This window comes from Trichloromonas sp. (assembly GCF_041583255.1).
In the GTDB taxonomy this organism is placed as follows: domain Bacteria; phylum Desulfobacterota; class Desulfuromonadia; order Desulfuromonadales; family Trichloromonadaceae; genus Trichloromonas.
This window is the reverse complement of sequence record NZ_JBFHGD010000094.1, coordinates 1-12,510: the sequence shown is the minus strand read 5'-3', so window position 1 is coordinate 12,510 and position 12,510 is coordinate 1. Positions and strand designations below refer to the sequence as shown.

The following is a 12,510-nucleotide window of genomic DNA, read 5'->3' as shown; positions in this document are numbered from 1 at the left end:
GAGTACACCGGCAGCGGTTCGCCGGTCGGCCTGCCGAAGAAAGTCAAGGACGTTCAGGACGGCAAGGAATTCTCCATGTTCCCGGCTCTCGACAAGGTGTGGGACCTCAACGCGTCTCTGACCGTAAAATTCTAAACCCGCTCCATCTGCAGCACCAAGGGGAGACCGTTTTCGGTCTCCCCTTTTTTCATCGCGGCAGAACTCTGGACTTCTCCTGTGACAGACACGATCGACTTCATCCGCCCCCGATCCGCTCCCCTTGTTGACCTTTCTACTATCGGTCCCGGGATAAACAGGCGCACAAACCAAACCGCTGCGTTCAACAATGTCTCACAATATACATATATCGCGATTTCACGTATCGGCCCGTCATTTGACGTACTTTTTTGGTCCTTAAGAAATCAATCAAGCCCACTGAAAACCACTGGAATCAAAAATTTCTACGCATTAGCCCGCAAAAAAACCATGACCTCCGGCGCAAACACTTGGCCCGCTTCATGCAAACATCAATATTTATATATTTCCTTGATAAACAATTTATCGAGGATACGCTTGACGCATCGCTCGATGGACCATGCAAACCGCAGGTTGCCCACGCGACCCGACAAAATAGACCCCAAGCAAAGGAGAAGAATGTGTCTCGCCTACTTGAAAAAAAACTGAGCCGGCGGCGCTTTATGGGCCTTTCTTCCTGCGCCCTGGCCACGGTAGCGGTCGGATCACAGGTGAAGGTTCTCAAAGCTCTGGCCAAGGACGGACATGTTGGAAATGTAACCCCCCTGGCGACACAGGACGTCCTGACCAGCTGCGGCATGTGCGTCAACAAATGCGGTGTCATCGCCCGCGTACAGAATGGCGTCATTCAAAAACTTGACCCCAATCCCGAATTCTATGTCAAAAGTCGGGCCATGCTGTGCGCCCGCGGCAACGCCGGCACCAAGGTGGTGTACGATCCCGATCGCCTCAAGTACCCGCTGATCCGCGTCGAAGGAAGCAAGCGCGGCGAGGGCAAGTTCCGCCGGGCCAGCTGGGAAGAGGCCCTCGACCTGGTGGCCAAAAACATGAACGAGATCGCGGCAAAACACTCCCGCGCCAGCGTCATGTTCGCCTCGACCGAGGGGACCTTCTCCGAACATTTCTTCACCCAGCTGGCGGAGTGCTACGGCTCGCCCAACACGGTCCGTCACCCGACCCTCTGCCTGTCGTCGAACATCCAGGGGTTCGGCGCCACCTTCGGCACCAACCCGACCCCGGATGTGCTGAATGCCGACTACATTATCATGAGTGGCGCCAACCGCAGCGAGGCGCTGATGACTCCTGACTCCATCGACATGCTCACGGGCGCCGGCGGCAAGCGCAAGCTGGTCTATCTCGACCCCCGCTTTACCAAGACCGCGGCCAAGGCCGACGAATGGTATCCGATCAAACCGGGCACCGACATGGCCTTCATCCTCGCCATGATCAACGTGATTATCACCGAAGGGGTATACGACAGCGATTTCATCGAGGAATATACCATCGGCTTCGAGCAGCTGGTGCCGCACATCGTCCCCTACACCCCCGAATGGGCGGCGGCCGAATGTGAAATCCCGGCCGAAGATATCCGCCGCATCGCTCTCGAGTTCGCCAATGCTTCGCCCAAGGCCGTCTACTACCAGGGCCGCCGCTCATCGTTCATGGCCAACGACACCCAGATGCGCCGGGCCATGGCGATTCTCAACGCCATCGTCGGCAGCTGGGACACCAAGGGCGGCATGATGCCCAACGACTGCATCGCCCTGACCAAGCACGACTACATCGCCCCCTGGTACGACGAGGACATCCCCGGCCGGCTGGAAGGCGATGACGTCACCTACCTGTCGGAGAAGGACGGCTCCTGGCCGGCCTTCCGCGACCGCGCCCTGGCCGCCGATCCCTACCCGATCAAGGGGATGATGGTCTACAAGCAGAACGTGCTGGCCTCGGTGCCGAACCGGGCCAAGAGCATCCAGCTGATGGAACAGATGGACTTCATCTGCACCATCGACATCACCATGAGCGACACCGCCTGGTATTCGGACGTCGTCCTGCCCGAGGCGACCTACCTTGAGCGCCAGGATCCACTCGAATGCCTCGGCGGCATCGTGCCGGTGGTCGCTTTCCGCCAGCCCTGCATCGAGCCGATGTTTGAAAGCAAGGAGAGCCTCTGGATCATCCAGGGCATCGCCAAGCGCCTGAGCGATGAAATCTATGCCGAATTCGACTTCACCATGGAAGAACACATCCATCACCAGGTGAAAAAGAACCCGCAGATCCTTGAAGACCTCAAGACCAAGGGGGTTTATTACGAATATTCCGAGCCGAAATACGGCCGGACCAGGGGAACCCGCCTGAAAACCAAGAGCGGCAAGATCGAGCTTTATTCGGAAAAGTACGCTGAAAACGGTCACGACCCGCTGCCGGTCTACACCAGCCCGGTGACGGTTCCTTCCAATCGCTACCGCCTGCTGGTCGGCCGCCATGCCTTCTTCACCCACGGCACCACCGCCAACAACCCCTACCTGCACGAAATCATGCCGGAAAACACCCTCTGGCTGAATGTTCGCGAAGCAGAGAAGCTGGGGCTGAAAAACGGGCAGCGGGTCAAGGTGCGCAGTGCGGTCGGCGAGGAAACCTTGCAACTGGAAGTCACCCAGAAAGTAAGACCCGACAGCGTCTACATGGCCCACGGCTTCGGCGTGCTGTCAAAGGCCCAGACCAACATCTACGGCAAGGGGGGGAGCGACGCCGCCCTGATCGAAGAGAAGTACTGCCCGATCTCCGGCAACGTGGCCATGCACGAAACCTTTGTTGAAATCCTTCCGGCCTGACCGGCGAGACGATAAGGAGCCTGAATCATGAATGAAAAGCGGTATGCCATTGTACTCGACACCCGCAGGTGTATCGACTGCAAGGCCTGCACGGTCGCCTGCAAGGCGGAAAACCATGTCCCCCTGGGGCGGGAGAATCACCGCAACTGGGTGACCGAAGAAGAAGTGCGCGGCCAGTACCCGAACCTCGGCCAGAGCTTCACTCCGGGGCAGTGCATGCATTGCGCGAACGCCCCCTGCAAAAAAGTCTGCCCGACCAGCGCCACCGGAAGAAGTCCAGAAGGAATCATCACGGTGGACGACAACCGCTGCATCGGCTGCAAGTACTGCATGACCGCCTGCCCCTATGATGCCCGTTACTACAACGAGGAGATCGGGGCGGTCGACAAGTGCACCTTCTGCCAGCACCGCATCCTCGCCGGCCGCGTTCCGGCCTGCGTCGACACCTGCCCGACCAAGGTGAGGGTTTTTGGCGACATCAACGACCCGACCAGTGAAGCGGCCAAGCTCCTTGCGAAATACCCCCACCGGGTAATCAAAGCGAGCCTGGGAACCAAACCGCATCTTTTCTATCTGATCTAAGGAGCGAACCATGGCATCGTTTACCAAGAAACCGGGAGAACTGCTCTGGTTTTCCCTCCTCGGCCTGGGCATGCTGATCGGCGCCGGCACCGCGCTGATGGTCCTGACCAAGGGGCACGCCCACATGTACAATGTCTCTCGCGAGATCCCCTGGGGCATTCTCATCTCGACCTACGTCTTCTTCGTCGTTTCGAGCACCGGCCTGTGCCTGGTCTCGAGCCTCGGGCACGTGTTCGGCATCGAGCAGTTCGAACTGATCGGACGCCGCGCCATCCTGCTCTCGATCATCACCCTGCTGACCGGATTCGGCACCATCGCCATGGAGATCAACCACCCGATCCGCATGGCGATCTACGTACTGCTGACGCCGAACTTCGAGTCGCCGATCTGGTGGATGGGAACCCTGTACGGAGTCTACCTGGTGCTGCTCATCGGCGAGTTTTTCTTCCTGATGAAAAATCATCACAAGGGCGCCATGACCATGGGGATTCTCGGCTTCATCGCCGCCGTCACCGCGCACTCCAACCTCGGCGGCGTCTTCGGCCTGCTCGAGGCCCGTCCCTACTGGCACGGTTCGTTCCTGCCGCTGTACTTTATCCTCTCGGCCCTGGTTTCCGGCGGCGCGCTGATTTCAATCATCGTCTACTACAACTACCAGTTCCGCAAAATCCCGCTGCCGGCCCGCTACCCGCAGTTTCTCAACACCCTGGCCAAACTGCAGGCGCTGTTCCTGATGATCCTGATCTTCTTCATTGTCTGGAAAATCATCCCCGGCCTGTACGGCAGGCCGCCGGAGAAGTATGAAGCCACCATGGCGGTGCTGACCGGGCCGATGGCCTTCAACTTCTGGGTTTTCGAAGTGCTGATCGGGATGATCGCCCCGGTGCTGATCCTGCTCAACAAGAAATGCCGCACCCCCTTCGGCGTCATGGTCGCCGGGGCTCTCTGTACGGTCGGCATCTTCTTCATGCGCTACGACCTGGTGATTGCCGGGCAGATCGTGCCGATGCGTGAGGGGAGCGACGGCGTGGTCAATGGCCTGCTGTCATACACCCCTTCACTGGCTGAGTACGGCATCGTGCTGGGCGCCATGGCCACCTGCATGTTCCTCTACACCCTGGCTGAAAAGGTCTTCGACCTCGAAATGAAGGACCACTAGCTGAGAACGTCCGTTCTCACCTCCCTGGGCCGGCCTTAGCGCCGGCCCTTTTTTTGAAGATGACTGAAAACCGGGATCGGCCATTTGCCTTGCTGTACACCCTGGAGTCCTCTATAATCTGCACCGTTATGACGAAACCTCCCCAAATCCTGCAACCCCTGCTCAACGATGTTACCGGGGTCATCCTGGCCGGCGGCCGCAGCAGCCGCATGGGCCGCGACAAGGCCACGCTCGAAATCGGCGGCACCTCCCTGTTCGAGAACATTGCCGGCGTTTTTTCCGAGTTGTTTGCCAGCAGCCTGATTGCCGGCGACCGCCCGGACCTGAGCCGCCCGGACCTGCCCGCCTTTGCCGACGAGTTCCCGGGGAGTGCCCTCGGCGGCCTCTACACCGGGCTGAAACATGCCGACACCCCGTACATTTTCGTCTCGGCCTGCGACATGCCCTTTGTCGATGCGACCCTGATCCGCAGCCTGGCAGAACAGCGCCACCGATACGACGTCGTGCTGCCGCAGACACCGGCCGGACTGGAGCCGCTGTTCGCCTGCTACAGCAAGAACTGCATGGAGATCATGCGGCGGCAGCTTGAAGACGGCAACTTCCGCATTCTGGACATTTACCCTCAGCTGCGAGTGCGAATCGTTACTGAGGACGAATTGCCCGAAAACTGGCAAAAAGCCCTGACCAACATCAACACGCCCCAGGATTATTCAAAGGCCGCAGAAAGAAAAGCCATGACCGTGCCCGTCGTATCCTTTGTCGCCAAAAGCGGCACCGGCAAAACCACCCTGGTCGAAAAACTGATCCGCGAAATGAAATCCCGCGGTTACAAAATCGGCGCCCTCAAACACGACGCCCACCGTTTCGAGATCGACCATGAAGGGAAGGATTCCTGGCGTTTCACCCAGGCCGGCGCCGACACCACCGTGGTCAGCTCGCCGGAAAAAATGGCCATGGTCAAGCGGTACCAGGTCGAACCGCCCATCGAGGACACCCTGGCCGCCTGTTTTGCCGATGTCGACATCGTGCTGACCGAAGGGTTCAAGCGCAGCAGCCTGCCCAAAATTGAAATCCACCGGCAAGAGTGCCGCCGCGAACTGCTCTGCCGGGGGGAGTTTCACGATCCTTCGCTGATCGCCGTGGCTTCCGACGAACCGCTGGAGCTCGATGTGCCGCTGCTCGATCTTGACGACATCGCCGCCCTGGCCGATTTTATCGAAGCACGCTTCCTGCGCTGATTACGCCCCCCCCCTGGAGATCACCCCATGCTGACTTACCCCGAAGCCGTTCGGATTGTCCTGGAAACCCTGCGCCCGCTGCCGGCCGTTGAGGTCGATCTCGCCGACGCTCTCGGCCAGGTGCTCGCCGCCCCGGCCTGTGCCCGCTGGGACCTCCCCCCGGCCGACAATTCGGCGATGGACGGCTACGCCTTCCGCTGCTGCGGGCAGGCCACGGGCAGCCGCCTGCGAATGGCCGGCTTCCTCCCGGCAGGGGCTTACCGCGACCAGCCGATCGCCGAGGGCGAGGCAATCAAGATCATGACCGGAGCGCCGCTGCCGGACGGCTGCGATACCGTCGTCCCCATCGAGGACGTGGACATCGTTGGTGACGAGATCGTCTTCAGGCTGCCGCCCGAACCCGGCCAGCATGTCCGCATACGCGGCGGCGAATTTCGCAGCGGCGACCTCCTGCTGCCGGCGGGGACGCCGGTCCTCTCGGGAGAAACGGGATTGCTCGCCGCTGCCGGCATCGAACGGGTCAGCATTCATCCCGCGCCCCGGGTCGCCCTGCTGTCGACCGGCGACGAACTGGTCGAACTGGGAGAGACGCCCGGTCCGGGGCAGATCGTCAACTCCAACTTTCACCTGCTCTCCGCCCGCCTGCGCGAGGAGGGGTGCACCCTCATCCCCCTGGGTATCGCCCGGGACACCGCCGGCGAACTCGACGAAAAAATCACCCGTGGGCTGCAGGCCGACCTGCTGATCACCACCGGCGGGGTTTCGGTGGGGGACCGGGACCTGGTTCAGGAGACGCTGAAACAGCACGACTTCAAACTCGGCTTCTGGAAAGTGGCGATCAAGCCGGGCAAGCCGGTACTGTTCGGCCTGGCCGGAGAGACGCCGGTGTTCGGCCTGCCGGGCAATCCGGCCGCTTCGGCAGCCACCTTTGAACTCTTCGTCCGCCCCGCCCTGCGCCGGCTCTGCGGGCATGCCGACCCCCTGCCTGCCCGCCTGCGGGCGACTCTCGCCCAACCGGTTTCCGGCGGCGGCAACCGGCAGAGCTTTTTATGGGGGGAACTGCAGGAAAAGGATGGTCGCTACTTCTTCACCCCCTCAAACCGCCAGAGCTCCGGCCAGAACCGCAGCATCCAGGGATCCCAGGCGCTGCTCCCGGTGGCGGTCGGCAGCCCCGACCTGAGTGCGGGAGAAGAAATCGAAGTACTGCTGCTGCGCCTGCCTCCAGGCCGCACCTGCCCGGGCGCAGGTTGTCATTGAGTTTTTACAACAACGGGTGTATTTTATTTACACCTCGGTTAAAGGAGAAACCACCATGTTCGGATTAGGCACCCAGGAACTGATCATTATTCTCGTTCTTGTTCTGATTGTTTTCGGCGCGGGCAAACTTCCCCAGGTCGGCGGGGCCCTCGGCAAGGGGCTGCGCAACTTCAAACAGGGGATAAAAGAAGGCGACGAGACCCAGGACGAAAAGAAAAAAGAGCTCGACGACAAGAAGGACGAATAGCTTCCGGCGCGACAGTCAAACATGAAAAAGCCCGCTTCCAGACCATCTGGAAGCGGGCTTTTTCATGTTGATACCAGCCGGCTCAGGCGACTACTGGGCCCGGTTGGGGGTAATGGTGATCTCGACCCGCCGGTTCATCTGCCGGCCGGCATCGGTCGAGTTGTCGGCAATCGGCCGGCCTTCGCCGTAACCGATGGTGGTCATGCGCATCGCGTTGACCCCCTGGCCGACCAGGGTGTTCTTGACTGACAGGGCGCGCTGCTCGGAAAGCCGCTGGTTCAACTCTTCGCTGCCGGTGCTGTCGGTATGCCCGGCAATCAGGATCGTGGTCTGCGGATACTGGTTGAGCACCTGCGACACCCGCATCAGTTCGTCGTGGGCACCGAGCTTGACGGCTGAAGAACCGACATCGAACAGCACATCGGACTTGAAGGTAACCGCCAGCATGTCGGCCTGACGCTGGACGCTGGCCCCCTCGACGACCGCCAGCTGCTGCCGCATGGTCGCTTCCTGGTTATCCATGTAACGCCCGATGGAACCACCGGCCAGACCACCGGCCAGGGCGTCGATACCGGCACCGATCAGCGTTCCCTTGGTATCCCCCCCGATCGCCTGGCCAAGCCCGGCGCCAACGGCAGCGCCTACGCCGGTCCCGATCAAAGCACCGGACTGGGTTTTGTTCTGGGGGGCGACACAACCACTGGCCAACATAGCTCCGACGGATACCGCAACGAGCACTTTTTTCATATAAATCTCCTGGGTTATATTATTCTCCCGCCCGCCCTCCGGCGAGACGTCATAGTAATTAATTGTAGCTCGTCCTGGCGAAAATGCAACTGAAAGTCATCGGATGAGAACCGGCTTTTCAGCCACCGTACCGGCTGAGACAATCAATAATCCATATTTCAATATATAAAATTGTTGACATGTCACACAGCGATGATTATCATACATATGCCTTTGCGCATACAAACGGAAAAGACCGGCAACTCGCGGGAATACAAACCATCATCCGGAGGTACAAACCGATGCACAGCACACGCATGCCAGCCGTCGTCCTGGCCCTGACGATCCTGATCTGCCTGATCGCCCATCCCGCCCTGGCTGGCCTGGGCGGGCACACCGCATTCATCATCGGACCGATCAGCAGCGGCCCCGAGGCCACCAAGCAGTGCCTCGAGTGCCATGAAAAACACGCCGACGACTTCATGAAGACCAGCCACTGGACCTGGGCGATCACCCAGAACGTCAACGGCAAAACGGTTGCGCGCGGCAAGAAAAACGCCTTCAACAACTTCTGCACCTCCATCGCCGGCAACGAGCCCCGCTGCACCAGCTGCCACGCCGGCTACGGCTGGACCGACAACAACTTCGACTTTTCCGCCAAGACCGCCGTTGACTGCCTGATCTGCCACGACACTACCGGCACCTATACCAAGGAATCGACCGGCGCCGGCAATCCGAGCAAAAACGTCGACCTGCTCTATGTGGCCCAGAACGTCGGCAAACCGGTCCGCGACAACTGCGGCAGCTGCCACTTCTTCGGCGGCGGCGGCGATGCCGTCAAGCACGGCGACCTCGACTCCTCGATGGCCTACCCCGAACGCAAAATCGACGTGCACATGGCCACCGACGGCAACGACTTCAAGTGCCAGGACTGTCACATCACCAAGGATCACCAGATCAGCGGCAACTCGATGGGCGTCTCCCCCGGCGGCAAGAACCACTTCGGCTGCGAAGAGTGCCACGAAACCGCCCCCCACAAGGAGTCGCGCCTGAACCAGCACGCGACCACGGTCGCCTGCCAGACCTGCCACATCCCCTTCTATGCCAAGGAGATGCCCACCAAGCTGGCGTGGGACTGGTCGACGGCCGGCGAAAACCGCCCCGGCGAGCACCTGGACCAGTACGGCATGCACACCTACCTGAAGCAAAAAGGGGATTTCGTCTGGGGCAAGAATGTCGTTCCCGAATATGCCTGGTACAACGGCCACAGCGGCGCCTATACCCGCGGCGACAAAATGAATCCGAACGAAATCACCAGGCTGGCCTACCCGCTCGGCGACATCAAGGACGAAACCGCGAAAATCTACCCCTTCAAGGTCATGCGCGGCAAGCAGATCTACGACAGCAAGAACAACATCTTCATCACCGCCAAGGTCTTCGGCGAAGGCGGCTACTGGAAGGATTTCGACTGGAACAAGGCCGCCACCCTCGGCATGCAGGCCTCGGGCCTCGACTACAGCGGCGAATACGGCTTCGCCCCCACGGTTATGTACTGGCGGATTAACCACATGGTATCGCCCAAGGAGCAGGCGCTCGGATGCCTCGACTGCCACGGCGACCAAGGCCGCATGCCCTGGCAGGAACTGGGCTACAAAGGCGACCCGCTAAACAACGCCAAGTGGGCCCGCAAGAAGTAAAAATGGCATAGCAAACGGGCCCACCCCCCTGTGGTCCGCATATGCCGACAAAGGCCCCGCCGCAAGGCGGGGCCTTTGTTTTTTCAGCGGCACGCAAAGGGTTCATCCTTCACCCTCCACAGCGAATTCCCCCTCCGACGGCCCGACCTTTCGCGCCCGGCGCCCTGCCATAAAACTTGAAAGCACGGTCTTTTCCATGTTAGTCTGCGGGCTTGCCTGTTGCTCCAACATCCCCGAATAGAGGTCGCAGATATGAAAATCACCCGCCTTGAGGTCGAGCACGTCGCCAAGCTGGCCCGACTGGCACTGAAGGACGACGAACTCGACGCCCTGACCGGGCAGATGGACGCCATTCTCGGCTACGTCGAACAGCTCACCGAACTGAACACCGACGGCATCCTGCCGACCGCCCACGCCGTGCCGATGGAAAACGCCTTCCGGGCCGACCAGGTCAAGCCGTCCCTCGGCGTCGACAAGGCGCTGCAGAACGCTCCCGATGCCGGCAACGGCTGTTTCCGGGTGCCCAAGGTCATCGAATAAATCGGCCCGCGGCGTTTGTCGCCTTTGGCCTGAATATAACTGGAGCCCCCCATGCAATTGACGGATCTCACCATCCACGCGCTGCACGACAAGCTGATCAAGCGCGAACTGAGCTCGATGGACCTCACCGAGGCGTTCCTGGCCCGCATCGAGGCGAGCAACCCGCAGATCAACGCCTTCATCACCGTCTGCCCCGAGCAGGCCCGCAAGGCGGCGGCCGAGGCCGACAAACTGCTGGCCAAGGAGTGCGGCGAGCGCAAGTTCGGCCTGCTGACCGGCATCCCGCTGGCGCTCAAGGACATCTTCGTCACCGAGGGCGTCCGCACCACCTGCGCCTCGAAGATGCTCGACAACTTCATCCCGCCCTATGACGGCACCGCGGTGCGCAAGCTCAAGGAGAGCGGCGCCGTAATCCTTGGCAAACTGAACATGGACGAGTTCGCCATGGGCAGCTCCAACGAGAACAGCGCCTTCGGCCCGGTGCGCAACCCCTGGAACCTCGACTGCGTCCCCGGCGGCTCGTCCGGCGGCAGCGCGGCTGCGGTGGCGGCGCTGCAGACGGTAGCGGCGCTGGGCACCGACACCGGCGGCTCGATCCGCCAGCCGGCCTCCCACTGCGGGGTGGTCGGACTCAAGCCGACCTACGGCCGGGTCTCCCGCTACGGGGTGATCGCCTACGCCTCGTCGCTGGACCAGGTCGGCCCGGTGACCCGCGACGTGGAAGACGCCGCCATCCTGCTCGGCGCCGTGGCCGGTTACGACAACGCCGACTCGACCTCGGTCAACGCCTCGGTCCCCGACTACCGGAAAAACCTGAAAAAGGGGGTCAAGGGGCTCAGAATCGGCCTGCCGAAGGAATACTTCATCGACGGCCTCGACGCCGAGGTCAAGCAGTCGATTGAAGCGGCCATCCAGACCTACCGCGAGCTGGGCGCCGAAATCGTCGACGTCTCCCTCCCCCACACCCCATACGCGGTCGCCTGCTACTACCTGATCGCCACCGCCGAGGCCTCAAGCAACCTAGCCCGTTATGACGGCGTGCGCTACGGCAAGCGGGTCGACGACGGCAAGGGGCTGATCGACATGTACATGCAGAGCCGGGCCGCCGGCTTCGGCGACGAGGTCAAGCGCCGGATCATGCTCGGCACCTACGCCCTCTCCTCCGGCTACTACGACGCCTACTACCTCAAGGCGCAGAAGGTGCGCACCCTGATCCGCCAGGATTTCCTCGAGGCCTTCACCGGGGTCGACGTGCTGCTCACCCCGGTCGCCCCGACCGCCGCCTTCAAGCTCAGCGAAAAGGCCGAAGATCCCTTGCAGATGTACCTCTCGGACATCTTCACCATCCCGGTCAACCTGGCCGGCACCTGCGCCATGAGCCTCCCCTGCGGACATTCCGGCGCCGGACTCCCCATCGGCCTGCAGCTGGTCGGCAAGCCCTTTGGCGAAGAGACGATCCTGCAGGCGGCCTATGCCTTCGAGCAGGCCACCGACTGGCACAAGAAGGCGCCGAGCATTTGATCCGGTCCAATCACGAGGTTATTCATGAAATCCAAATATGAAGTCGTCATCGGACTGGAAGTCCACGTCCAGCTGACCACCAAGACCAAAATCTTCTGCGGCTGCTCGACCGAATTCGGCCAGACGCCCAACGCCCAGACCTGCCCGGTCTGCCTGGGGCTGCCCGGAGCGCTGCCGGTACTCAACAAGCAGGCGGTCGAATGCGCCATCAAGGCCGGCCTGGCGACCCACTGCAGCATCGCCCCGCGCTCGGTCTTCGCCCGCAAGAACTACTTCTACCCCGACCTGCCGAAAGGCTACCAGATCTCCCAGTTCGAGCTGCCGGTCTGCGAGCACGGCCACCTGGAGATCGAAACCGAGGAAGGCGGCGCCAAGACCATCGGCATCACCCGCATCCACATGGAGGAAGATGCCGGCAAGCTGGTGCACGGCGACTCCCCGGACACCGCCGGCGCCTCCTTCGTCGACCTCAACCGGGCCTGCACGCCGCTGCTGGAGATCGTCTCCGAGCCGGACATGCGCTCCTCCGACGAGGCCATCGCCTACCTGAAAAAACTCCACCAGATCGTGGTCTACCTCGGGGTCTGCGACGGTAACCTGGAGGAGGGCTCCTTCCGCTGCGACGCCAACGTCTCGGTGCGCCCCTGGGGACAGCAGGAGTTCGGCACCCGCGCCGAGCTGAAAAACATCAACT

The 12,510-nt window shown here is 61.3% G+C and carries 12 protein-coding genes; 11 read left to right on the top strand and 1 reads right to left on the bottom strand.

The annotated features are described in order from the left end of the window. From ABYV89_RS09210 to tatA, 7 genes are all read left to right on the top strand, one after another. Positions 1-135 (top strand): DUF3373 family protein (locus ABYV89_RS09210; RefSeq protein ID WP_432822658.1); only part of this gene is annotated, 135 nt, incomplete at its 5' end. Positions 136-635: 500 nt separating this feature from the next. Next, on the top strand, positions 636-2,849 hold the full coding sequence (locus ABYV89_RS09205; protein WP_432822657.1) for a molybdopterin-containing oxidoreductase family protein: 2,214 nt from the start codon (positions 636-638) through the stop codon (positions 2,847-2,849). Positions 2,850-2,876: 27 nt separating this feature from the next. After that, a complete protein-coding gene (locus tag ABYV89_RS09200; protein ID WP_432822656.1) occupies positions 2,877-3,431 on the top strand; it encodes a 4Fe-4S dicluster domain-containing protein in 555 nt (184 codons plus the stop codon). Between the two features lie 10 nt (positions 3,432-3,441). After that, the gene (nrfD, locus tag ABYV89_RS09195) at positions 3,442-4,590 is read left to right on the top strand and encodes an NrfD/PsrC family molybdoenzyme membrane anchor subunit (protein ID WP_432822655.1); all 1,149 of its coding nucleotides are present in this window, start codon (positions 3,442-3,444) and stop codon (positions 4,588-4,590) included. A 128-nt stretch (positions 4,591-4,718) separates the two neighbouring features. After that, positions 4,719-5,828, top strand: a complete 1,110-nt coding sequence (gene mobAB / locus ABYV89_RS09190) for a bifunctional molybdenum cofactor guanylyltransferase MobA/molybdopterin-guanine dinucleotide biosynthesis adaptor protein MobB (protein ID WP_432822654.1) — start codon at positions 4,719-4,721, stop codon at positions 5,826-5,828. A 27-nt stretch (positions 5,829-5,855) separates the two neighbouring features. Next, positions 5,856-7,085, top strand: a complete 1,230-nt coding sequence (locus ABYV89_RS09185; protein WP_432822653.1) for a molybdopterin molybdotransferase MoeA — start codon at positions 5,856-5,858, stop codon at positions 7,083-7,085. Positions 7,086-7,140: 55 nt separating this feature from the next. Then, on the top strand, positions 7,141-7,332 hold the full coding sequence (gene tatA, locus ABYV89_RS09180; RefSeq protein WP_432822652.1) for a twin-arginine translocase TatA/TatE family subunit: 192 nt from the start codon (positions 7,141-7,143) through the stop codon (positions 7,330-7,332). Positions 7,333-7,422: 90 nt separating this feature from the next. Here tatA and ABYV89_RS09175 read toward each other — a convergent pair whose 3' ends face one another. Continuing rightward, complete coding sequence (locus tag ABYV89_RS09175) at positions 7,423-8,079, bottom strand: OmpA family protein (RefSeq protein WP_432822651.1); 657 nt, start codon at positions 8,077-8,079, stop codon at positions 7,423-7,425. A gap of 281 nt (positions 8,080-8,360) precedes the next feature. On the opposite strand from ABYV89_RS09175, the gene ABYV89_RS09170 reads away from it, so the two are divergent. The 4 genes from ABYV89_RS09170 to gatB form a co-directional block, all read left to right on the top strand. Then, the gene (locus ABYV89_RS09170) at positions 8,361-9,755 is read left to right on the top strand and encodes a tetrathionate reductase family octaheme c-type cytochrome (protein WP_432822650.1); all 1,395 of its coding nucleotides are present in this window, start codon (positions 8,361-8,363) and stop codon (positions 9,753-9,755) included. Between the two features lie 252 nt (positions 9,756-10,007). Next, entirely contained in the window at positions 10,008-10,295 is a 288-nt protein-coding gene (gene gatC, locus ABYV89_RS09165; protein ID WP_432822649.1) for an Asp-tRNA(Asn)/Glu-tRNA(Gln) amidotransferase subunit GatC, read from the top strand. A gap of 51 nt (positions 10,296-10,346) precedes the next feature. Continuing rightward, positions 10,347-11,816 carry an Asp-tRNA(Asn)/Glu-tRNA(Gln) amidotransferase subunit GatA gene (gene gatA, locus ABYV89_RS09160; protein WP_432822648.1) on the top strand — a complete coding sequence of 490 codons (1,470 nt, stop codon included), beginning with the start codon at positions 10,347-10,349 and terminating at the stop codon, positions 11,814-11,816. Between the two features lie 24 nt (positions 11,817-11,840). Then, positions 11,841-12,510: Asp-tRNA(Asn)/Glu-tRNA(Gln) amidotransferase subunit GatB (gene gatB, locus ABYV89_RS09155; RefSeq protein WP_432822647.1), on the top strand; the 670-nt coding region annotated here is incomplete at its 3' end.

What these genes read in the sequence shown, in the direction of transcription:
- ABYV89_RS09200 (WP_432822656.1), top strand. Translation starts at nt 2,877, where the DNA reads ATGAATGAAAAGCGGTATGCCATTGTACTCGACACCCGCAGGTGTATC.
- nrfD (WP_432822655.1), top strand. Translation starts at nt 3,442, where the DNA reads ATGGCATCGTTTACCAAGAAACCGGGAGAACTGCTCTGGTTTTCCCTC.
- mobAB (WP_432822654.1), top strand. Translation starts at nt 4,719, where the DNA reads ATGACGAAACCTCCCCAAATCCTGCAACCCCTGCTCAACGATGTTACC.
- ABYV89_RS09185 (WP_432822653.1), top strand. Translation starts at nt 5,856, where the DNA reads ATGCTGACTTACCCCGAAGCCGTTCGGATTGTCCTGGAAACCCTGCGC.
- tatA (WP_432822652.1), top strand. Translation starts at nt 7,141, where the DNA reads ATGTTCGGATTAGGCACCCAGGAACTGATCATTATTCTCGTTCTTGTT.
- ABYV89_RS09175 (WP_432822651.1), bottom strand. Translation starts at nt 8,079, where the DNA reads ATGAAAAAAGTGCTCGTTGCGGTATCCGTCGGAGCTATGTTGGCCAGT.
- ABYV89_RS09170 (WP_432822650.1), top strand. Translation starts at nt 8,361, where the DNA reads ATGCACAGCACACGCATGCCAGCCGTCGTCCTGGCCCTGACGATCCTG.
- gatC (WP_432822649.1), top strand. Translation starts at nt 10,008, where the DNA reads ATGAAAATCACCCGCCTTGAGGTCGAGCACGTCGCCAAGCTGGCCCGA.
- gatA (WP_432822648.1), top strand. Translation starts at nt 10,347, where the DNA reads ATGCAATTGACGGATCTCACCATCCACGCGCTGCACGACAAGCTGATC.